This is a genomic window from Taibaiella soli (assembly GCF_003236175.1).
In the GTDB taxonomy this organism is placed as follows: domain Bacteria; phylum Bacteroidota; class Bacteroidia; order Chitinophagales; family Chitinophagaceae; genus QKTW01.
In genome coordinates this window covers 382,114-405,084 of sequence record NZ_QKTW01000022.1, presented here as the reverse complement: position 1 = coordinate 405,084, position 22,971 = coordinate 382,114, and the positions used below count along the sequence as shown (strand labels likewise).

Annotated in this window: 15 protein-coding genes and 1 tRNA gene; 3 read left to right on the top strand and 13 right to left on the bottom strand. The window is 44.6% G+C overall.

The window, feature by feature from the left end; all coding sequences use genetic code 11:
* Nucleotides 1–7 precede the first annotated feature (7 nt).
* Together DN068_RS17535 and DN068_RS17530 are read right to left on the bottom strand one after the other, a co-directional pair.
* The gene (locus tag DN068_RS17535) at nucleotides 8–1,285 is read right to left on the bottom strand and encodes an alkaline phosphatase family protein (RefSeq protein WP_111000226.1); all 1,278 of its coding nucleotides are present in this window, start codon (nucleotides 1,283–1,285) and stop codon (nucleotides 8–10) included.
* A 49-nt stretch (nucleotides 1,286–1,334) separates the two neighbouring features.
* Nucleotides 1,335–4,295, bottom strand: a complete 2,961-nt coding sequence (locus tag DN068_RS17530) for a TonB-dependent receptor (RefSeq protein ID WP_165836438.1) — start codon at nucleotides 4,293–4,295, stop codon at nucleotides 1,335–1,337.
* 328 nt (nucleotides 4,296–4,623) lie between these two features.
* Between DN068_RS17530 and DN068_RS17525 the strand changes: the two genes are divergently transcribed.
* From DN068_RS17525 to DN068_RS17515, 3 genes are all read left to right on the top strand, one after another.
* The gene (locus tag DN068_RS17525) at nucleotides 4,624–5,427 is read left to right on the top strand and encodes a helix-turn-helix domain-containing protein (RefSeq protein ID WP_111000224.1); all 804 of its coding nucleotides are present in this window, start codon (nucleotides 4,624–4,626) and stop codon (nucleotides 5,425–5,427) included.
* A 61-nt stretch (nucleotides 5,428–5,488) separates the two neighbouring features.
* Complete coding sequence (locus tag DN068_RS17520) at nucleotides 5,489–6,949, top strand: alpha/beta fold hydrolase (protein WP_243630304.1); 1,461 nt, start codon at nucleotides 5,489–5,491, stop codon at nucleotides 6,947–6,949.
* A 519-nt stretch (nucleotides 6,950–7,468) separates the two neighbouring features.
* Nucleotides 7,469–7,951, top strand: a complete 483-nt coding sequence (locus tag DN068_RS17515) for a hypothetical protein (protein WP_111000223.1) — start codon at nucleotides 7,469–7,471, stop codon at nucleotides 7,949–7,951.
* A gap of 374 nt (nucleotides 7,952–8,325) precedes the next feature.
* Here the strand turns inward: DN068_RS17515 and DN068_RS17510 are convergent, their stop codons facing one another.
* From DN068_RS17510 to DN068_RS17460, 11 genes are all read right to left on the bottom strand, one after another.
* Nucleotides 8,326–11,727, bottom strand: coding sequence for a Kelch repeat-containing protein (locus DN068_RS17510; protein ID WP_165836437.1), 3,402 nt, complete (start codon nucleotides 11,725–11,727; stop codon nucleotides 8,326–8,328).
* A gap of 194 nt (nucleotides 11,728–11,921) precedes the next feature.
* Nucleotides 11,922–12,323, bottom strand: coding sequence for a hypothetical protein (locus DN068_RS17505; protein WP_111000221.1), 402 nt, complete (start codon nucleotides 12,321–12,323; stop codon nucleotides 11,922–11,924).
* Between the two features lie 72 nt (nucleotides 12,324–12,395).
* Entirely contained in the window at nucleotides 12,396–13,571 is a 1,176-nt protein-coding gene (locus DN068_RS17500) for a site-specific integrase (protein ID WP_243630302.1), read from the bottom strand.
* Between the two features lie 326 nt (nucleotides 13,572–13,897).
* A tRNA-Arg gene (locus DN068_RS17495) sits at nucleotides 13,898–13,971 on the bottom strand.
* A gap of 49 nt (nucleotides 13,972–14,020) precedes the next feature.
* Nucleotides 14,021–14,932: a hypothetical protein gene (locus DN068_RS17490; RefSeq protein ID WP_111000220.1), complete on the bottom strand. Its 912-nt coding sequence runs from the start codon at nucleotides 14,930–14,932 to the stop codon at nucleotides 14,021–14,023.
* Between the two features lie 281 nt (nucleotides 14,933–15,213).
* The gene (locus DN068_RS17485; RefSeq protein ID WP_111000219.1) at nucleotides 15,214–15,903 is read right to left on the bottom strand and encodes a VIT1/CCC1 transporter family protein; all 690 of its coding nucleotides are present in this window, start codon (nucleotides 15,901–15,903) and stop codon (nucleotides 15,214–15,216) included.
* Nucleotides 15,903–17,141: an ornithine--oxo-acid transaminase gene (gene rocD, locus DN068_RS17480; protein WP_111000218.1), complete on the bottom strand. Its 1,239-nt coding sequence runs from the start codon at nucleotides 17,139–17,141 to the stop codon at nucleotides 15,903–15,905. Before rocD ends, DN068_RS17485 begins: the two co-directional genes overlap by 1 nt.
* A 309-nt stretch (nucleotides 17,142–17,450) precedes the next feature.
* Nucleotides 17,451–18,461, bottom strand: a complete 1,011-nt coding sequence (locus DN068_RS17475) for an ion channel (protein ID WP_111000217.1) — start codon at nucleotides 18,459–18,461, stop codon at nucleotides 17,451–17,453.
* Entirely contained in the window at nucleotides 18,454–19,884 is a 1,431-nt protein-coding gene (locus tag DN068_RS17470; RefSeq protein ID WP_123985395.1) for a lipopolysaccharide biosynthesis protein, read from the bottom strand. The genes DN068_RS17475 and DN068_RS17470 overlap by 8 nt, the downstream gene beginning before the upstream one ends.
* Nucleotides 19,853–20,392, bottom strand: coding sequence for an acyltransferase (locus tag DN068_RS17465; protein ID WP_111000215.1), 540 nt, complete (start codon nucleotides 20,390–20,392; stop codon nucleotides 19,853–19,855). The genes DN068_RS17470 and DN068_RS17465 overlap by 32 nt, the downstream gene beginning before the upstream one ends.
* A gap of 2 nt (nucleotides 20,393–20,394) precedes the next feature.
* Nucleotides 20,395–22,836: a YfhO family protein gene (locus DN068_RS17460; protein ID WP_111000214.1), complete on the bottom strand. Its 2,442-nt coding sequence runs from the start codon at nucleotides 22,834–22,836 to the stop codon at nucleotides 20,395–20,397.
* Nucleotides 22,837–22,971: the final 135 nt, after the last annotated feature.

The following is a 22,971-nucleotide window of genomic DNA, read 5'->3' as shown; positions in this document are numbered from 1 at the left end:
GTTGATTTTATTTGGTGAGTACAACTTGTTTAACGGTTTTACGATCGCCGGCTATTACCGTGATGAAATAATTACCTGCCGGCTGGCTGCCCAGATCGATGTTGAGCTTTTCCTGCATGCTAACCTGCGTCATTTCTTTCACTACCTGACCTACTGCGTTGGTCACCGCATAACTTACCGGTTTGCCCATCGGATCAAACCAAAGTGTGATCAGATTGGTAGCAGGATTCGGATAAATTTTCACATCGAAATTCGCATTGACGTTTGGCACTGCAGATGGTGTTGGCGGCGGTGTGGTTGTCGTATCTACAGTCGGTACCATAATTGAATCCAACCATGATTTACCGTCGAGATTCCAGGCAGCGCCTTGTGTCGTGGATTTATCATCCGGACGGATACCTGTTGAATAGATAAGGTGGTGCAAAGCAGTCACTGCGATGTCTGATTGTGTCGGTGCTTTTTTCAGCAGATTGGTATCTACCGGGTTGGTAGCCATATTATAACTGCCCGGATCTACGGCTGTAATTTGTTTGTGCTGTACATTTTCACCAGTGGCAATCCACCAGATATGACGCTCTTCGTTTGAATTACCACCGTGCGACGTACCCAGACCACCGTGATCGGTAATAACGAATACCAACCAGTCTTCATTCGCATAATTGGGACGTGCTCTCAGTGCAGCCATTACCTGACCTACCCATGTATCCACGCTTTGAATTGCAGACATATAAGCGGCATTTGAAGGACTAAAACCGGAAGCGTGCCCCGCAGCATCAATATTGTCTACGTGCAGATTCAGCACATCGAGGTTTGGATTTTGCAGCTGTACTTGTGTTGCAGCCAGCATTGCAGCCAGATCATTAGTAGTACGAACGATTTTCTGATCATATCCTTCATTGTACACCTGATCACTCATTGGCGACCAGTCTACAATTTGCACGGCATTAATATTGGGCAATAATTCTTTTGCCCTTTTCGGAAAATAAGGATACTGATTATAGTTACTACCTGCAAAACTGTTATCGGTCACACCATGTTTCGGATACCATACGCCAGTAAAAATAGTAGACCATGACGGGCCAGAAACCGTGATGCCCAGACACCAGGAATCGTAGGTATAAAATCCACCCGCGATCAATGAGTCGATATGCGGTGTTGTAGCCTGCTGCAGCGCATCAGAGCGTACGCCGTCGAGACCGAGAATAAGCACTTTGCGTTTTTGCGAGGCAAAAGCTGTGCAGGTCAGCATTGCAAGCAATGCTGCGAAAAGTGTAGATTTTTTCATGTTTGGTTGTTTACTGATTTAGTTGAAAACAGAAAAGTATTTGTGATGATTAAAGCTCAAATTTGAATCCGATCATGCCCTTCTGGCGATAGTATTCTGTCCGCAACGGACGCTCCGGCACGCCGATATAAGTACGGTAGGGCGCATCGGTGAGATTGTTCAGTTCTATATAAGTACTGAGATGTTTGTTGATCTTGTAAGACAACTGGAAATCGAGTGAATAAGCAGCGCCCATAAACCAGTCGTAGTCAGTATCGAGATGCAATGGCGCATTGTTTGCAGCAGGATCAGTATTAGTAGCCATGTTCACATCTGTGGTATACGCTCCGCGATAGTTTAGCCCGATACGCGCGTTCAGTTTGTTACGTTCGTAGTACAATGCGATGTTATAGAGCAACGGCGCCTGCTCGGTCATTGCTTGTTTTTTCGGACGGCCCGGCACCTGCATCTCCGAGTAAGAGCAAGTGACATTCGCATTGATTCCGAATCCGCTTAAGAAACCCGGAAGAAAAGTAAACTTACGGTCGATCTGGGCCTCAAAGCCCACTACAAAGGAAATGCCGGCATTCATGAAAGATTTGTTCGCCCACCCACCCAAAAACTGATTTTCATTGGCCTGCGTGGTTTCAAAGATGTGATCGGTAACATACTTGTAATAACCACCGACGGTAAACATTCCTTTTTTGCCCCAATAGTGTTCATACATCAGATCGAGATTGAGCGAATAAGTCGGCTTCAAATCGGGATTACCTTGAATGATGTTAAAATCCTCCCGCTTCCAAAGTGGCGCACCGGGTTTGGTTTCTTCGAAATTCGGACGATGGAAGGTGCGGGAAACGGCAGCCCGGATATTGTTGTTGTTATCTACGTTGTACACAGCATTCAGCGCAGGAAGAATAGCAATGTATTGACGGTGGATAGTCACATCCACGGCCTTCACCCCAATAGTTCCGTTCGGATCAACGGCTAAAGAATCTGATGATTCCGTCAAATCCGTGTGCTCCATACGCAACCCGCCAACCAGCGATAATTTATCACCTAGTTTCATATCGGCCATGATAAAACCGGCAGCTACATTTTCCTGGTATTTGTAATGCGAGCCTAACCAGTACATATAATCACTGTTGGATGTATCCATCGGTTTGCCCACCAACGAATCCTTATATTGCGTCAGAAAACCCTTCATCTGATCCTTTGTGAGGAAGGGCATAAAACTGTTAGTATATGGAGATCCCCATTCCTGCAGATAATCACTATGCGGATCGGAATTCATCGTTTGAAAATCTGTGAGCGGGATTTTTCCGACACCCGGTTTTAACCGGTATTCATAATAGCTCAGCGTTCTGGAACCTTGTTTCATGCGGTATTTGCCACCCGCCGTAATCGTAATGCGATCGTTTATTTTATAACTGCCGTTCAATTGCGCTACAATCGGGTCTCGCTCCCATGTATCATTCAAGTCGGAAAATGCACCGCTCAGATAATAATCCTGTGCCGATACGCCCACACCTGGCTGTCCGAGTTGCTGGTATTTAGGCTGAATATTCGTGTAATGATCACCACCGGTTCCGTAAGGATTGTCGATATCGAGCATTTTGTACGGGTACGGATTCGGATCTTTAACATTGTTCGGATCATATTTCTCTCCGAAAAAGTTGGTATTGATTTTATCTGTGTATTCCAGCAACGGACTAATATATTCTACAGTGGTGTAACCGTTGCGCGAATCGCTGCCGTTGTAAGGAAATGATCCGTAATGAAAACTATTGTAATAGGAAGCTAATTTGGCTTCGATCTTCAGCTTATTGTTGGCCGCAGCCGGTTTCCATTCTGTGTTCAGTTCGCCGCCATACATTTGGTTGATCAGCAAACCATGAATATTCTGCAAACGTATCCGCGCACCAGATCCGTCCGACCAGTTGTACATGGTTTTCGTCTGCCATTTATCATCGGTCATATGACCTTCCAGTAATTTGACACCTACCTTGAAATGTTCATTAGGCTTGTATTCTGCAGCGGCGTTGAGGCCGAGCGTATAACGTTCGCCAGTATATTTCTTCAATTCCAGACGAGCCAGGCTGTGGTTGTAATTGGTACCATAAGCCACCACCGGCGCATCTGCCGCATACGCACGCTGGTAATAAGAACCATCCACTACATAAGAAAACTTTTTGTTTTTGGTAATATTACCTGCGGTGAAATTGATCTGCAGCGAGGGTTTTCGGGCCAGCGCACTATAACCGCCCGCTACATCTAAGTTTAGTGTTTTTTCGGTCACACCGGTACGCGTCAAAAAGTTGATAGCGCCACCAATGTTATCCCCCTCCATATCCGGAGTCACCGTACGATCAACAACGATAAAGTCGATCAGGCTTGATGGAAAAACCTGGAAATCGAAAATACGCGAGGCATCGTTTTCATTCGCCGTAGGCAAACGGTTACCATTCACTAAAGTAGCCGTCCAGTCAATTGGTGTACCACGCAACGACACCATGTTACCTTCGCCTTTACTTTTCTGAACGGCAGCACCAGCAACCCTTTGCATCGCATCCGCTGCATTTTTATCGGGCATTTTGCCAATGCTCTCTGCGGAAACGACCGTAATGATTTTGTTGGCATTTTTCGTCATCGACTGCGCTTTCATATCACTGCCATGCTTCATGGCGCCCACCACTTTCACCTCGTTCAGTTGTTTATCTGCATCGTGCATAGTAAGCGAACCCAAATCTGCCGTCTGACCGTCTTTGATAACTACAGGCACCGTAAAATCTGCAAAACCAGCGAACGAACATTTCAATGTATGCCTGCCGGTATCAATCCCTGATATTTCGAACTGACCATCAACACCCGAAACCGTTCCGGTTTTAAGATCTTCCAGCGTAATTACTACTCCTGCCAGTCTGCCCTTTTTTTCAATCACAATTCCTTTCAAACTCCCCTTTTGCGCAAAAAGCATTGTCGCCGGCAGCAAAGCTGTTACAAAAGCGAAATAATATAGAGGTTTGCCCATACACATTTTTTATGGGCACAAAATTGCAGCGCCAAGGTTAGTATTACTATACTTTAAGTTTACTAAATTGTTAAGATTGTTTAATAATACTAAACAATTTAGTTAAAATAGGCCCATTTCGAACTGTAAAAAGTAGAAAACGGCGTAGTGTCGGCAAACTATGTTTACTAATATTAAACAACACATTTCCTTTATGTTATGTTCCTGACATTGATAAAATCGAAGACAATCTTGAAATTTCAGACAAAAAAGGACCGGTGTGAAGAGCTGAGGGACTTAAAAACGTAAACACTTTTTAGTTAAATTGTCGTCTTATAGACACCTCGTTATGGTCGAAATATTTGGGAATATTCGGGAAATCTATGACTTTACTGTACCCTGCGGTGAATTGTTGCCATTCATTGAGTTCTTTTCGGAATCCTCTGCTGAAAAGTGTGAGCGGTATTTCGACGCGGGGCATGACAGCGTAACGATGTTCGAAAGCTGGACGCCGACTTTCTATATCAACCTGACCGGGAACTATACCATCGATGTAGGTGGTAAACGATTTACGGTTGAGCAAGACCGGGACATTCTGATTCTGCGAAACGGCACTGTGACTCGGTATAATCGGCCAGAAGACCGGATATTTACAGTCAAATTTTATCCGGGCGGCCTGGAGGCTGTTCTGGGGTTGAACCAGGCAGGGATGAGCAACCGGGTGATAACGCTTAACGGGCTTTTGCCCGCCAGGTTGTTATCCTTGTTAAAGGACGCTTCGTGTTTTATCGAACGGGTACGCCTCATGGAAAATTACTTGCTGACAGTGATGCCCGGCAAGGTTTCGGACCATTATTCTCAAATGGTCGGCGCTGCGATCGGTGAATATACCAATTCGGGTATGCAGCTGAATACTTCGGAGATTGCAGAGCGGCTGTTTATTTCCTCCAAAAGCATCAACCGCTACTTTAACCGGGTGGTTGGAATTGCACCCAAAAGCTACTTCTCCGCGCTTCGTGCCAGAACGGCGTTGACAGCTATGGTTGCCGGCAGCAATAGCTTCAGTCCGGTGGACTATGGTTATTATGATCCCGCACATTTTTATAAAGATATTTTTAAGTTCACAGGGCGGAAGATCAGCGACGGTTTTTAGTCACTGCAGATTGTCCGTTTTTTACTATAAGCCGTTAGCGGATCCGGGTTATTTTGCAGCTATGAAACGCTGTATCTCTATTCATCTATATGTATCCTTTGTTGTTGCCGGCTTACTGCTCTTGTTCGCCATGCCTGTCTTTTCTCAAAAATACCAGGTTAGTACAGAGCCTTATCCCGCACTCGTTAAAGCCGCTCCCGGGCTGATACTGAAGACAGGATACCTCATGGTCCCGGAAAACCGCATGAAGCCAAACGGCCGCAAGGTGAAACTGCCTTTTTTCTTTGTTCGGCGACCGGATCAGGATGCTCGTAAAAATGTCTCGCTGTATATGACCGGCGGACCTGGCTATAGTACCACGATCGGTATCGATAGTATCGGATATAATTCAGGCTTTTTAAAGTACGGCGGTTTTATTGCGTTTGACCAGCGAGGCACCCGACGGACAATACCAAATCTGGAAGCGGATGAGGTGTATGAGGCGATCAAACAAAGTTATCGGGAAGGTCGCAACAAAGATAGCCTGACAATGTTGGCGGTTAAACAAGCGCGCGACCGATTATTAGCTGAGGGTGTTGATCTCTCCTCCTATAATACCGAAGAAAGTGTGGAGGATATTAATGATCTGCGACTGGCGCTGGGTTTGGACTCGCTGAATCTCGTGGGCATTTCTTACAGTGGCGGGCTGATGCTGTCAATGGCCGCGATTCATCCTGAAGGAGTGCATCTGCTACTGCTGAATTCGCCGCTCCCGGCCTTTGTGACCTACGAAGAAGATGCACTGAGCAATATAAACGAAGCGCTGGATCAAGTATTTGCCAACTGCATAGCGGACTCATCGGCGGCTTACAAAGACCTGAAAACGCGGTTTCATAGCTACTTTACGGGCCTCGGCAATCAACGGATGTCGATGCGGTATCTCGAAAAAAAAGTATTAGATAGTATTACCGTTCACTACGGCAAACAGGAGTTGGTGGATGCAATTGTAAACAGATTGAACACCGCACAGGTAAAATCAGTGCCGATGGTGATCGCTGCGATTATAGACGGGCATGCGGAACCCTATGTGCGTGAAGTACTGGACGATTATTTTGCGGGCAACTCCTCGGTAAGCTTAGCCATGCGTTACTCGGTGTATTGCGGCGGGCAGATTGCTTTTGCCGACAAGTCAAAGATGGCATTGCAGGAAAAGCGTTTTCCATGGCTGGCGGGTTATGTCTTCAACAATGTGAGCCACACGATCTGCGATTGCTGGCAGGTTCGACCGATGCAAAAGACGCTAAGGGAACCTGTGCGTTCCGGAGTGCCTGCACTGATCTCGGCGGGCGACGTTGATCCATGGTGCCGGCCGGGTTATAACCGACTGATCAAGCTGGGGATGCCGAATGCACAATTACTGATCCTGCATGACAAAGGCCACGGCGCCGGTTATTCTGCAGGAGGAACCAATTACCTGGATGCCTTTATGAAAGCGCCCATGCAACCACTGATGGCTGCTGGCGCTGGTGTAATCATTGAATAGGTACTGTTTTTAAGACGAAGCAAAGATTGCTTCAATTTAAACGACGTGCACCAGCAATGTTGCACTTTATCTTACATCAAGGAATTGTTGAAAGCATGTGCTCTTGCCTGATATTCTTCTCACATTGGATAAATACTCCTCCCGCAGCGAGAAGTATATTCGGCAATATCTTACCGTGCATCGTCGGTATATATGTTCTGATTTAAGTGCACCCGACCTGTTATGCGATTCCTTTTTGAATTGGATGGGCGGAGGAACTTAACCCGATCGGCGTCAGTGGTATTATGTACTACGCGTGTAATACTCAACATCCACCAAACTATTTATCCGATCGGTTTCCGCCTGTTTTGAATGCTATGTCGAGTAGTGCAGGGTTTACAGAACCGCTAACGCCACAAGCAATAACGTGAACCGGCTTGTGTATTTTATACAAAAGTGACAAATCTCTTGGTGTAGCTTTATTGTCTGCAACGTGTAAATTGTGTAAAAGATATCCTGAAAGTAACGTCAGCTGATTTTATGAACACTTGGATTAGATGCGTTGAGGAGCGAAAAGAAGCACTATTGCAGAAATGGCGGAACGCCCCGGTATTTACGAGTCTTATCAAATCAAATAATGATTCTGTCCTGAAACACGTCGGAGACAAGCTTGGTTTGAAGTCCTATGCTAACGACTACTATTTCCTCGACGGTTTATTGTACGACAAGTTCGATCTGGTGCCAGGCATACCCGAGAATCAATACTGGTTCCGTCAGATCAGAGTAGCCTTCGAACATGAAAATTATTTCAAAAGCGGGCTTTATAAAGAAGTCGCCCATCTGCTTCTCATAAATTCCGACTTAAAGGTATTGGTAACTTATCCGGATTATGAGATGCACGAAGAACCTACCAAAACTGAAATGAAGTATTTACACGAGATTATACAAGGAACTCACAACCAAAAGATGTTGTCGGATTCCGAAAGTTTCCTAATTTTTGGATCTGAAGCAAATTTCGGATGAGAGGGATATGTCTACAAAGAAGCTGGTTGGAAGTGCATTCGTGAGAATATCTAATAAACAGACACTGCAGAGAAGCCTTCAAAAAATTGGAAGGCTTCTCTGCGTTTGTCAAGCAAAGGAATAGTTCAGAATTTAATCAACTTGCATCTACATTAAAGCGCGTAAACACTTCAAGTTTTTCATCAATTTCCATTCACGATTTTGAAGGCTGCCTGCCTGTTTTTCGTTTTCTATTCGGTACAGAAAACCGTCACATTCTTTAAAAGGCGCCCCGACCGGGCATGACAGCTATCATTGACTCACGAATTTTTACTACTCCCTACTGCACAGGTATCCCACACCCATCGACAAATGCAAACAAAGAGTGTACGAAACTATTCTTTAATAAATAGCTTTGCGTCTCCCGTTCCTGTCTTAACAACATAGATGCCGGGGCTTAACATACTTACGTCAATACTTGTCAAATTACCTTCTTGTGTAGCATTAAGTAACAACCTGCCCAGTGCGTCGTAAATACCGATCGTGTTATTTTGGTTGTATCCCCGGAAAACAATATTGAGCTGTTTTGCGGCAGGATTTGGCCATATTTTCCAGTCGCCGATTTTGTACAGCGGCTGATAGACCGCGTTTGGCACATGAACCTGAACAGGAAGGTCTTCGGAGAAAACATACAAACCACCTGTGCTGGTATCATCGAAACTCACTTCCCATCGACCAGCTGCAACATTCCAAATAATGTTGCTGTCTGAAGGATTAACCAGATAGTCGGCAAGCGAACTGTTTTGCGGATTGTTGGGTGCGGAGAAAAGACCAACTCGGATATTGCTGATACCTGTGAGATCGGTACTATTTGTGGGAAGTAACGGTCCTGTCGGATTTGAATTATTGAAGTCGTCGAAATCTTGTTGTGTAAAATAAAGTGTCATCGTCTCCGTCAACATCGAATCGTTACTTGTTGTATTTAGATCGTAATGTCTGCGTGCATAACCATAGCCGTTAAAGGAACCCGATGAATTATCCTGAGTAACTTTTGCTGTTACGTTTCCATGCAGCGGATTATTTCCGGATGGTATAACAGTTGCAATGATACCACATGCAGTATCCGAATAGATCGTCGCGCTATTGGCATCATGTGTATCGGAACTACCTGATGGAGCCATGCCAAAGCTGGAACAAACGCCGTTTCTACGCCACATGTCGGATCTTTCAACGACGTAGTGATAATTATTGTACGGTGTGATACATGTTCCATATCCTCCATAGAAATATACCGTACCGTTATAGTTCCATACTCCCGGGTGCATTCGCGCGCCGATATAATTTTGAGAGGAACTTCCCAGATTTAATGGAAGAATTCCGGGCGGTGATTTAGCTTGGCTTCCGCCAACCCAGGTCCATTTGTTTGCCGCAGGATCATATGACCATTGTGTGTTCAGTTCTTCCGGATTATAGTTGTCGGTGTTATATCCACTCCCACCCAGCAAAAAAAGTTTATTATCGTCTGTCCAACGGGCAGCGTATTCAATTCCGCCGGGAGAAGTTGACCCGCTACCAATACCCATAGTTCCATAAATACTCGGAAAACCCGCACCAGCCTGTGTGAATGGAAATTCCAAATCTCCTTTCAACCACTTCCAAAGACCGCTGCTAAGATCATATTCCCAAAGATCATCCAACAGTCCATAGGAACCCAATTGAGGATCTCCATCATCACCATATCCACCCAACATGTACAACTTACCATTCAGCCCCCAACCCATTCCGCCATATCGTGAGCCTGGCCAGTTGGTGCTACTTGCTACGCCCTTGATTCCATAGGAACCATGTTGTGCGTTGAGCCCTCCTTTAAACCAACACCATTCATTAGTGGCTGGATTGTATGCCCACAAATCATTGGCTCTGTCAATATTAGTCTGCCCGCCAAAAATGTAAAATAAATTATTGACGTAAAATGACACCGCATCAGTTCTTCCTGCAGGTTTAGCGGAAGAAGAAAAAACACCAGACGGACCTGTCACCTGGGACGTATTCACAATACTGTCACCACTCACCCATTCCCAATTATTGGTAAAAACATTATACTCCCATATGTCATTCAGATAACCATAGTTTCCCACTGCGTCAAAACCATATCCTCCAAAAAGAAATAAACGATTATCATAAGTAAAGCCAGTCGCCGCTGCTCGTATGCCCGGATTATTTAAAGAATCCTCTACGCCCTTCGTACCGCATACAGCAGGAGGATTGTAGATAGCAACATTTTCGTGACTCCTGAGTAACCGCCACTGATGATTTGCAGGATCATAATCCCATACGTCTGCTCCGTATTTTTCAGTTTCGTAAAGGTTGGTAGAATGGCTGCCATACAAGTATAATTTCCCATTGCAAACCCATGTTACAGGCTGCTCCTTAGGCCCCGGCGTTGCATATTTACTGTAAACGCCTTTCTTCGGATAATAGCGATAACCATCTGGATTAGCATACCCTTTCAGGAAACGCCAATTCGCGGAACCAGGGTCGAAAGCCCATAGGTCGTTAAGCCAGGTATCTGAACCTGCAATGCCAAGTCCATGTCCCGCAAACGCATAGAATTTTCCGCCGCACATCACTCCGGCAGAGAATGCACGACTGCCGGGACGAACGTTGCTGTCAATTGCTACAATGCCGTCATCCTGATAAACTCCATTTTTGCTAACAAGCGTATCTCCACTTATCCAGGCCCAATTATTCGTCGAGGGATTATACTCCCAAAGGGTGCCATAATAATAGGGATTGGGGCCAACGTCTGAGCTCATGCCTCCGAACAGATACAGCATATTATTGGCGGTATACGTTGTAGAGCCCCATATGGGTGGCGGTATATTTGCGGTGGATGCAACGTTCTTTGTTCCATAAACCGGACTGTGATTATATAAAGATCCTTTAACCCAGGTCCAGTTGTTCGTAATCATGTTATATTCCCAAAGCCAGTGACGAAATACGCCACCACCAAAAAGGTAGAATTTATCGCCTATTATCTGTCCGGGATTATACCAAACCGCGGCCGGTGTATTTGCGGAGTCTGGCATTCCTTGAATGCCGTACACGGGTATTGAGATAGAACCGGACGGACCTTTAATCCATCTCCAGGAATTATTCTGCGGATTATATTCCCACAAGTCGCATTTTACCACACTGCCGGAAGCTCCGCCGAGTAAGTACAGTTTATTATTATAAACCCATGTCGTAGACGCAGTCCGGGCGCCGGGCGTATTAGCCGTATCCGCAACGCCCCTTGTGCCATAAACCGGTGTTGGTGTTTGAACTGCATTATTTCCTTTGATCCAGGTCCAATATCCCGATAGAGTGTCGTAAGTCCAAAGCTCATCGGTGCCATTGCCGCCATACAAGTAAAGTTTCCCATTTAAACTCCAGCTTAAAGGGACTTGTCTTACACCGGGATAGTTGCTGGTTGTTGCAACACCTTTGACACCATATACCGGTTGTTGTCCCGGCGTATCGCTACCATTCAGCCAATTCCAGGCGTTAAGTTGTGGATCATATTTCCAAAAATCGCTTTGCGCAACTGCACCCGCAGGATTAGTCGAATACCCACTACCTCCATAGGTATATATCTTGCCGCCACATTCCCACATCGCTACGTCCCGCCGACATCCGGGTAAGTTCATCGAATCGAATGCACCTTGACTAACGTAGCTACCAAAATAAAGCTCTCGTGGATTGCCATTTTCAAGGTTAAAAGGAACCTGCTGAGCAACTACACAATTAAAGAGCATGCAGCAGAACAATAGAGTTAAGGATAGTTTTGGAAACATGGCCGTCATTTGAACATAAAGATATTACACGAACAAATATCTTTTCTCACAGATTCTGGGGAGAATTAAACAAGATTTGGATCATTTGAGCTAAATCACTAAAAAAGGACTGCCTTTTTTCGACAGTCCCATACATTAAATCTCAATTTGAATGATCATGATTCAACAATATCATAACCCAATCCTCTTGCCACTTTCAAAAACGGTTGCAGGTTTTCCAAAGTAAACTGACTACACACGACCACTTCCTTATCCTTCACATTAATGATCTGATCGGGTTTGGTGAAATACCTGTTTCCTTTCGGCGCAATCTCCTTCGCCGTCTTCTGATCCTGAAAAATGCCGAATCGTTTCAACAGATCATCAGGAAAAACTTCCTTCAGTTCTTCGTAAGTGATCTCTTGATGATCCAATACATACTGAGCAACCACGGCTCTCACCAACGGACCTTTTCCAAATGATCTGCCATTGAACGTATATTGCGATACATCTCTGCCAGCTTTTATTCTTTTCTGCAATTCCTCGTCTATCGGTGTTTCCTCTTTCGGTTCAGGCATTTCCGACGCAATTGTTAATTCAGGCCTGTATCTAAATGTAAAGCGGCATTTGTTTTTGATGATTACGATGCATCATACAGCTGACGTTGTAAACGCTGCCATGGCGTTTCTTTGCAACCACAGCTCCTGAATAACCCTCGCCGCTTCTTCCGGTGCGACACGGATGTATTTGTAAAAGTCTTTCTCGGTTTTATGGCCGTTGATTTTCATAATGAGCTTCACAGGTGTACCTGCCAGAAATTCGTTCGTACAAAAAGAACGTCGAGCCGTATGCGTGGTAATCCAATCACATTTTGCTTTGTTCTCTGTGACTGTCTTATTGCCTTTCTTGTCGGAAAACTTAACCATATTCTTAATACCTGCGGCAAGTCCGATTATCTTAACATAGGAATTGAATTTCGCGTTGCTCAACTTTGGAATGCCCGCAACAAATCGATTATTAATAATCTCCATTGCTTCTTTTCGCAAAGGAATTACAACCCAATGCTCTGACTTCTCTTGCTTCTTATATAAGAAGCCTTGTTGGAAATCCTCCAATTCAACTTCCAAAAAATCAGAAAAACGAAGACCTGTTAAACAGGCAAATACAAACAGATCTCGATACGGTTCCAAATACGATTGTCCCGACAAATCCGCTTTATATATTGCCGCTATTTCATCATTACTTAAGTAAATTGCATCTACTTCCTCTTCCGGAATTTTGAAATCTGTCAAATCAATCGGTTCTATTATTTTTCTACGTACACGATCTTTGATAAAACCACGAAAATGTTTTACAGTAAGACCGATGGTGTTCAACTTTAAACCTCGATAATCAACCGACCTTCCAATTTGCACATAATCATAGGTAAGAAACTCCAACCAATTTTCGTAAAAGTTATAGTCGATATTTTCAAACATCACTTTGTTACCACGGAACACTTCATATACCTTGAGCCGTTCACGGACATAGCCGTAAATACGCAACATCCCTTTGCTAACTTTCTTTCTTTTCGATTCTATGAAGGCGTCAAATTGCTCATAGATATCCAATTTTTTTTCGATAGCCATTTGTTGTGCTATTACCGCTGCGGATTCTTTCTCTTTAAGAACTTCGATATCCAGATCAACTTTAAAATGTTGTTTTACATAAGATAGTTTGTCTTTAATTCCCATAGAACATGCATATTCTACAAGATCTTCAGCTAGCCTGTAAAGCCTCTTGATCTCTTTGTTAAAAAGCGCCACATCACCATAAGTGTCGGGCAAGCTCTCTTTAATTAACGTTTTGTGATCCCCCAAAACGCCGGTGGAATCACGATCTCAGTGTTTAGTAAGGTGCGTTTTTTAGATGAGAAACAGTACTGTATGAACACTACACTTTTACCGTCCTTACGCACGTTTTTCTCCTCACAAATCGGTTTTAATGGCAGAAACATTTACTCTATCATTTACTCTATTAGGATGTGCCAAGCTAAATAAAGGTAAGACGGGCTTGCGTTTGAGCGGCGTTAGAGATTTCTGAAAATCAGAGAAATAGAAGTAAAGTTGAGTAAAACTAAATAAGGATTACATTGCTGTAATCCTTATGAATGTGATCCGGATTGGATTCGAACCAATGACCCTCAGCTTAGAAGGCTGATGCTCTATCCAACTGAGCTACCGGACCGGAACGGCTGCGAAATTATATAAAATCAATTAAAAAAGGAAGCGCTTTTTTATTTTTTCGGAGTCGGCTGTTGTAAATTAGGCACATCGCCGTCTTTTCTAATCTCCACAGGTATAAGGTCTTCTACATATGTCCAGTGATCTACATCCCAGCGAAAGCCATCATACTGACCGCTTGGCACGTAAGTATACTTGCGGTTAGGGTCATTCACTTCCGAAATCAGACGATCAAAGAAGATTGCATTCATGTCCTTGTCGAAATTCATAGACGCCTGCACACCGCGTTTGTACTCGAGAATAAAACGGTTCAGCACACCGGTACGACTGATCTCTGCCGGTACGCGGAAGATCGGTTTACCAAACAGCGGACCTTGCGGAGTTAATACCATCGGATCGAGGAGTTTCTTGGTACTTACGGAACTTTCTGAGTTCACACCAAACATAGTGTATACTTTTTCACCGTTCACCTCGGTCGTCATGATATTATAGTAGAGACATCCAAACCATTTATCGCTGGTCAAAACGGTGTCCATAGAGGTTTTCGCGAGTTCGTTGGAATAATCGATGAGTGGGAACAGTTTCAGTTGTTCTGCCGGCATCTGAATAGCTCCGAAATAACGGCGCGTCAGATTGGTGGGTGCGATATTCCAGTTAAACAAACGGAAGCTTTTATCATCGGGCGACATGATACTGATTTTATCACCCAGCTTTGTGAATGGATAATAATACGAATTCGGAATCTTCAACGTACGCACCAGCAGCTTCACAAACTGCGCGCAATAATCGGCACGGGTATCGGGAATCGGTGCATAATACATGGAATCGGTGGCCAATACCAGATCGTCTTCCAATGCGGTGAGTTCTTTTAAATCTGAAGGAGAAATTTGCCCCTGCGCCTGCGACTGATAGCTGAAAACCAGACTACATACAAAAACCAGGAGTAAAGAGATCTTTTTCATCATTCCGTTGAAATCGTTTCCTTCAAACCTAACAAAAAAGAGCCATTAAGCCAAATCAGTTGACACCCCTAGCCCCTGAAGGGGGATCTCGGCGTGGGTTGTCTCTTATCGTCGACATGACAAACACACGCAAGGTTTGTGTCAAAACATAATCTGCGCCTTTGTGTCGCCGCGAGAGACATTAGCGACTTTGCGAGAACGACTCCTCTGAGGTGTTGAATTTTGCCCTTCGACTTCGCCTAGTATGACAGAAGGTTTTGAATTTTGACTTTTGCCTTTTGAATTTAAAACAGCTTTGCTATTCCAAACGCCGCCGCTGCGGCTACGCTACCGATGACGGTTACACGTACTGCCCCGCCCCATGGATTTTGGCCGGTGACTTTTGCTTTGAAAAATCCGAAGACGAATAAACAGATCAGGGTGACCACGCAAGACCATTTGAGGCCTTCAAGCGGTGTTGCCGCAAACATATAAGGCGACAGCGGCACTATGCCACCCACGATGTAGGAAATACCTATGTTCAATGCACTATTCCGTGCCCGCTTCGGATTTGGCTTTTCAAGACCGAGCTCGTATTTCATCATGAAATCGACCCATTTTTCTTTGTCTTTGGCGATTTCATCTGCAATGAGGTGTTGTGTTTCCTCACTCAAACCCATTTCAGCAAACACATCCCGCACTTCTGCTTTTTCTACTTCAGGAACGGCTTCTACCTCGTCTTGTTCCCGTTTGAGTTCGGAGCGATAATGGTCTTGCTCGGTTTTTCCGGCGAGATAACCGCCGAGTCCCATAGCAATGGAACCAGCCGCGATTTCGGCAATGCCCGCAGTGAGAATAATAGCGGTGCTTGAAACGGCGCCGCTCAGCCCTGCAGCGAGGGCAAACGGCACCGTTAAGCCATCAGACATCCCGATCACAATATCTGTGATCAGGTCTGAACTCCGCAAATGCTCTTCCTTATGGACGTCTGCCATTAAAAAATGCTTTGGAGACTTTGGTAAATGATATCCACGCATTCGTCGATCTGCTCAGAAGTAATGAGCAGCGGCGGTGCGAAGCGGATTTTATCACCATGCGTTGGTTTCGCCAGTAAGCCGAGGTCTTTCATTTTCACGCAAAGATCCCATGCAGATTCTTTGTTTGGATGATCAATCACGATTGCGTTCAGCAAACCTTTACCACGGATTATACCAATATGAGGATGGTTGAGATCAGCCAGTTTTTTGCGCAGGTATTCACCCTGCAAAGCTGCATTCTCCGCCATTTTTTCTTCTTTTAAAACTTTGAGTGATTCTATTGCTACGCGACAAGCCAACGGATTTCCTCCATATGTAGAACCATGTTCACCTGGTTTGATCGTCAGCATGATTTCGTCATCAGCCAATACTGCAGATATCGGCATTGTACCACCCGACAGTGCTTTACCGAGGATCAGTATATCCGGACGTACATCTTCATGATCGCAAGCGAGCATCTTACCGGTGCGCGCCAACCCTGTTTGGATTTCATCGGCGATGAACAGTACATTATGTTCTTTACACAGCGCAGCAACTTTGCTCAAATACCCTTCATCTGGCACCATTACACCCGCTTCGCCCTGAATTGGCTCTACGAGAAATGCAGCAATATTTTCATCGGCACGCAATGCTTTTTCCAGCGCTACTGTATCGTTGAAAGGAATCACTTCATAACCTGGCATGAACGGACCGAAATTGCGTTTGGCACTAGGATCGGTACTGAAGGAAATTACATTGAGTGTACGGCCGTGAAAATTGTTTTCGCAAACAATGATTTTGGCTTTATTACCTGCAACACCTTTGACTTCATAAGCCCATTTGCGCGCGAGTTTTAAAGCAGTTTCTACTGCTTCTACGCCGGTGTTCATCGGCAATACTTTATCGTAACCGAAATAACGGGTAATAAATTCGCAGTATTCTCCCATAAGATCGCTGTGGAAAGCGCGGGAAGTAAGCGTAAGCCGTTGTGCCTGTTCTATGAGTACATTAATAATACGCGGATGGCAATGGCCCTGGTTTACAGCGGAATAGCCAGACAGAAAATCATAATAGCGTTTATCGTCAACATCCCATACAAATACGCCGCTACCCTTGCTCAAAACCACCGGTAAAGGATGGTAATTGTGCGCGCCATACATTTCTTCTTTCTCTAAAAATTCCTGAGATCTTTCGGACAGTGTATTCGTAATAAGCATCCGCAAATTTAACATTTTCTGGCTGATGTCCGATTAATTCAAAAGTCAAAAACAGTGAACGTCAAAGGTGAAACGTCAAAAAAACCGCGCATTGTCATGTTGAGCGCGGTCGAAGCATTGTACTGGAAATATTTCTCGCATCCTCGCGCTTGGCTCAAGACAGTGTGCGTAAGACGTAAGGTTTTTTCTCTCACAACGTCACAAAGGCGCAAAGACATTACGCAATAACACAAGCATTGTCAATTGAAAAGATATCCCGCGATATGTATGCGAAGGATGCGGCGGGATGCCCTTTAGCGGCTAGGGGTGTCAATTCTCCTCCGCATCGATCACATCCAGCACATTGTCGACATTCACTACATTTTCCAACTGCACGATTTCATGTTCGTTTACCTTATTCAATTGCAGATTGGTCTGATAGCCGTCTACCGAACGTTCAAACATCGGCAGAAATTTGGCACCATACACTAATTCATCTGCTGTATAAGAGGTACGCTGCATCACGGTGTTAGAGAAATGGTCGTCAAATGCTTTGATCGTAACCATCAATTCTATTTTCAGTTCTTTGAATTCACGTTCGGTGAAATGCGAAATCGGACTGTGCTCATCGAGCGGATGTACAATCGTCCAACTTAATGCGAGTGAATTGATACGACTAAATTCAAGTGGTAGCTGGAAGAACCTAGTGGTCACATTACCGCCTGCAGTATGTTCATGGATGGCAATCGTTACCTGTGCTTCTGCATCGGTGAGATGATTATTCTTATAAGTCGCAATACGGAACATTAATGCTTTTCCACCCTTGTACGGCGATACCAGCAAGTTTTCGCTAAAACGGATATAGGCTCTTGGTCTGGAAAAGCGCGCATAAAACATACCGGTCACCAAAGCAAAGATCATGATACCCATCAATGACTCGATCGACGCAATGGCATTGGTCCAGAAACCCAACGGACTGATATGCCCGTAACCGACTGTGGTAAGCGTTTGTGAGCTAAAAAAAAATGCAGTCAGATATTTATCGACTAGAGTATGCGCTTGTTCGGAGCCTTGTAATTTATCAACGCCAACCGCGAGATAAATACAGGCGAAAAAGATATTGATGCTGGAATACGCGAGAAAAATGAATAGGAAAAACCGTGTGCGCGACATCCGCAGCAACGTGTGATAGATACTAATGCGTTCATAAAACCGCAGACCACTTTTCCTCAGGTTGTAGCTGCCGTCTTTATTCGTCAGCCTGCCACCTTCTACGCTGCTGTTCGGTCCGAAACCGGTATTATCAACGTTCTTAAAATGTGCTTTAAACTGTTTAGCCATTCTGTGCTCTGTATGATTTTAACTCGAGTAATAACGCCGCCAGACCGGTGGTCGCCAGCGCAATACATCCACAAGTTAAGACCATTTGTTCGCTTAAAAAGCGTACGAGCACATAATGAAGGACTATGAACAATGAGAAAAAAACAATAGCCTTGATCACCCAGTTGCGCAGGGGCAATAACTGCAGCCAGGAAACCTGCAACACACGACCACTATGGTAAAGGTAAAATGCAGCCTGTAAATAAGTTGTGATCACAAAAGCAAGCGCCACACCCGGCAACTGAAAGCACAGGTACAACGGATACATCAGCAGGCAGGCCAGCGAAATATCCAGCACTGCGCCAATATTAATGATGCGCCCCTTGTGATAATGCTGCAAAACAGTGGTAAAATTATAGGCCCTGACGGGAATTGCGAGTACCGTCACCAGGAAAACAGGCACCGATAAATCGTACTTATGTTTGAACACCACACCAAATAACTCACCGGAAAAGAATAGTAAAAAGAAGAACAAAGGAAATACTATTGCAGATAAAATACGACCGGAAATATGCTGCAGCTGAATCACTTCATTCAATTTATTATCGCCCGAAACAGTAGCAAGTTGAATTAATCCAGCGCTGCCGACGGCACCCAGAATCAGCGGCAGAAAAGGAATTTCATTGGAACCATTGAAATAGATGGCCGAAACAGAAGCAACCAGCAGTAAGGAGATAAAAAACTTATCCGCCCACCGAAAAAGAATCTGCAGAATATCAAACAACCCCATGTGCAGCCACAACGAACGAACCGTTTTCCAATGAATCAATTCATCTGATGTTTCGGTTTCTATTTTCTTTGAAAAAAGAAATGCGGCAACGATATAAACGATCAATCGTAAAGCCGCTAATAATAATACCTGCGAAAATAAACTGGCTAATGACTGAATGCCATCGAGAAAAACCCAATGCATCCAAAGAAAAGCAAAAGAGAAAACAACATTCACCATCGACAAGAGCTGAAACCGTTTGCCAGCCATCAAAAAAGCTTCAACGATCGTCCCGACGCAATACACGATTAATATGGCAGCAGCTATCGCAAAGCCAATATTTGCTTGTTGTAACCAACCTAAAACGAAAGCGGATATTACAATCCAACCCGCGAGTAACCAATATACCCGTTTGGGCAATTGCTGCAACAGCCGTTTTAGATACGCAGGTGAATACGTGAGCAGAAAAACATGTGTTCCCATGCACGCTACCGCGCTGAGCACAAAATATTGAATCCAGAAATTTTGGTAATCACCGTAAATATCGGCATCGAGCCGGCGGGAAAAAACAATGGTCACAATGAGACTGGCCAGCACCGGAAAAAATCGGATCAGGAAGATATAAACCGAATTACCGAAAAAGCTATGTCGTTTTGCTGGCTGCGTAGGCGTCACATTCTGTCTTGTTTAGTTGTTTAATAACCCTGGCAGGATTTCCTGCGATCACACAATACCCTTCGGGAAAGCTTTTAGTCACAATAGCTCCTGCACCGATAATGGTAAAATCACCAAGGGTTACACCTGGCAATACAGTGGCACCTTTTCCAAACCAGCAAAAATTACCAATCTGAATAGGCGCTGCCGGCGTAATGACATCGTTGTCGACGAAATCGTGATTGGATGAAATAAGACCCACATTCGGACCAAGGTTGGTATAAGCACCCACGCTTACACCGTTATTGGCATCGATGTAGACACCCGGTGAATCTCCGGGAAAACAGCCGGTACCACGTTTCAGCTTTTCAGGACTGTGAATGGTACTGGTATGATGAATAGCCCAGGTCACACCTGCGTTCTGACGGAGTATCTTCCGGAAAAGAAAATCAGTCATGTAAAAACTGATACTCATTTCCGGCCTCAGTCCAAAGATTTTGCGAACCAGGTGTGACGGGCCTTTACTCATATTTATGCCTGTGCTTCTTTTTTGCCTTTGAAAACCATTCCCAGTGCAACGAGCATCAGAATAATCAACACAACACTGCTGATCAAAGAGATTTTATCGCCGTTGTAGAATGAATCCGGATGGAAGCGGAATTCAATTTTATGATCGCCTGCCGGAACTTTAATAGCACGCAACAGGTAGTTTGCTTTCAGAATCGGCACTTCGTTACCATCTACATAAGCTCTCCAGCCATATGGATAATAGATATCGGAGAACACCGCAAGACCAGCCTGACTATTATGCGATGTGAAGCTCAGATCGTTCAGGCCATATTTAGTCAGGGCAATTTTCGCTGTGCTATCCTTTCCAAAATTGAAACCGTTAAGGTCCTTCTGGAATGTTTCGCGCATGATCGCCGTATGTTTTGGATCGAAGCTACCAGTTGCAGCAGCTGTATCGCCCAATACCGGACCTTTCATGTCGAGGATTTCTTCATCCGCAGTTTTTGCCCATTTCACTTCGTTTACAAACCATGCATTACCCAGTGCATCAGGATTCGGTTGTGCCACCGCCTGGTTTTGCGGACCGTTGAAGATGAGATATTTCGTGTTCAGCATGTCCAGCACCGGTTTCGTAAAGCCTTTGCTCATGTGTACATCAATCAGATCCTGGTACAATTCCAGTTTAGCCGGAGAGTAACCGCCGATACATTTGTGGAAATAACATTGTATTGCATCGTTAAACACATTGCGGGTCACATCCAGCACACGATAGTAAGGATCTTTATCCTGCAGAATCTGCTGATCAACCGGACGCGGTTGGAACGCAGCCGATTCGTTATCTTCTGTAAAATTCTTTTCGCCGAGGTAGTTTGCCGCAACCGGAATCATATCCAGCGCAATTAAAACGCCCAGACCAATGATCACAATATTTGGCTTGATTTTATTTTTCAGATAAGCCCAGATAACACCACCAGCGAGCAAAATGAACAATGCACTTTGGAATGCACTTTTCATGGCCAAACTCGCACGGTCTTCTTTCAGTGCTTTTACCAGTTCTGGCGGAAAGCTACTGTCGCGCGTAGAGGTGTAATCGAAGAACATACCACCACATAAACCGATCAATACGCAAAGGCCAGCAGTAATACCCAGTGCGATTCTTGTTTTTTTCCAGAGCTCCTCTTTATTCGCATCAGATCGCAATACTTCTGCAAGGCCCCAGATACCAAGCATCGGGAACATCAGCTGCGCTATAGACAAAGCCATTGTCGGCGTACGGAACGTGTTATATAATGGTAAGTGATCAAACAGGAAATTATTAAACGAAGAGAAATTATGTCCCAGTGACATGAAAATGCTAAGAATCGCAGCCGCAAGAATCCACCATTTATAATTACTGCGAACCACCATCAGCCCCAACACAAACAAGAAACAGATAATCGCACCGAAATACACCGGACCAGACAAAAATGGCTGATCGCCCCAATACAAAGGCACCATCTGATAACCGGCATTCGACATGATTTCGCCTGCTTTCGGACCTTTATCCAGCGGCTCGTCAGAAGAACCACCATACAGATAAGGGATCATGATACAGAATGTTTCACCTATCCCATTGCTCCATTGGAACGCGTAGTCTTTATCAAGACCACCCGTTTTTTTACCTTGATCATGGTTAAAAGTCAGTTCGCTCTGACCACCACGCATTGTTTGTTTTGCATATTCGCGCGTACTCATCAAAGTACCAGAAGCAGGAGCTACCGCGAGTAAACCCGCTACCACACAAACTATTGTCGCTATGACAAAGTTTTTGATCGTACCTTTTTTGATCGCGTCCACAAAGAATCCGATACCAGCCACAAACATCACCATCAGGAGATAATAGATAATCTGGTAGTGCCCCGAACACAACATCAGACTGAGTCCAAACGCCATCAACACTGCCCCCTGAAGATATTTATTCCGATACACCATAATCATACCGCTCAATGCGATCGGCGTAAACATCATGGCAAAAAGCTTCGTATCATGGCCCGCCACAATACTCACGGCGTTAAACGAGGCAAACGCAAAAGCGATTGCACCAATGGCGCCCAGCCAACGGTTCACACGCAGCGTAGACATCAGTATGTAAAAACCCAGCATCGCCAGGAAAAAGAAATTGACTGGCTTTGCTATGAGATTTGTTACCACATTATATATACGTCCCACATAGTTGTGCCCATCAGGAACGTAAAACGTATACGTTGGCATACCACCAAACATGCTGTTGGTCCAAAGCGTATTCTCACCTGTTTTTTCATGCCAGGCTCTGGCTTCTTCAGACATACCTTTCCAGCTGGATACGTCGCCCTGAGATAATACTTTTCCTTCAAGTGCAGGATAACAATAGATAAAGGCTAAGACAAGAAATCCCAGCACGATAAGCAAGTGCGGTAAAATCTTCTTAAAGTCAAATGATTGCATACTTTGTTGCTGTTTAGCGAAACAAAAATAGTTTTTCTATTCACTAAATGAAATGCAAAAATCAAAAGTTAAAAGGTGAATGGTCAATGAGGAACGGTCAATGCCCGGATTAAACATGAAAAGGCTATGATGAAT

What these genes read in the sequence shown, in the direction of transcription:
- DN068_RS17535 (WP_111000226.1), bottom strand. Translation starts at nt 1,285, where the DNA reads ATGAAAAAATCTACACTTTTCGCAGCATTGCTTGCAATGCTGACCTGC.
- DN068_RS17530 (WP_165836438.1), bottom strand. Translation starts at nt 4,295, where the DNA reads ATGGGCAAACCTCTATATTATTTCGCTTTTGTAACAGCTTTGCTGCCG.
- DN068_RS17525 (WP_111000224.1), top strand. Translation starts at nt 4,624, where the DNA reads ATGGTCGAAATATTTGGGAATATTCGGGAAATCTATGACTTTACTGTA.
- DN068_RS17520 (WP_243630304.1), top strand. Translation starts at nt 5,489, where the DNA reads ATGAAACGCTGTATCTCTATTCATCTATATGTATCCTTTGTTGTTGCC.
- DN068_RS17515 (WP_111000223.1), top strand. Translation starts at nt 7,469, where the DNA reads ATGAACACTTGGATTAGATGCGTTGAGGAGCGAAAAGAAGCACTATTG.
- DN068_RS17510 (WP_165836437.1), bottom strand. Translation starts at nt 11,727, where the DNA reads ATGCTCTTTAATTGTGTAGTTGCTCAGCAGGTTCCTTTTAACCTTGAA.
- DN068_RS17505 (WP_111000221.1), bottom strand. Translation starts at nt 12,323, where the DNA reads ATGCCTGAACCGAAAGAGGAAACACCGATAGACGAGGAATTGCAGAAA.
- DN068_RS17490 (WP_111000220.1), bottom strand. Translation starts at nt 14,932, where the DNA reads ATGATGAAAAAGATCTCTTTACTCCTGGTTTTTGTATGTAGTCTGGTT.
- DN068_RS17485 (WP_111000219.1), bottom strand. Translation starts at nt 15,903, where the DNA reads ATGGCAGACGTCCATAAGGAAGAGCATTTGCGGAGTTCAGACCTGATC.
- rocD (WP_111000218.1), bottom strand. Translation starts at nt 17,141, where the DNA reads ATGCTTATTACGAATACACTGTCCGAAAGATCTCAGGAATTTTTAGAG.
- DN068_RS17475 (WP_111000217.1), bottom strand. Translation starts at nt 18,461, where the DNA reads ATGGCTAAACAGTTTAAAGCACATTTTAAGAACGTTGATAATACCGGT.
- DN068_RS17465 (WP_111000215.1), bottom strand. Translation starts at nt 20,392, where the DNA reads ATGAGTAAAGGCCCGTCACACCTGGTTCGCAAAATCTTTGGACTGAGG.
- DN068_RS17460 (WP_111000214.1), bottom strand. Translation starts at nt 22,836, where the DNA reads ATGCAATCATTTGACTTTAAGAAGATTTTACCGCACTTGCTTATCGTG.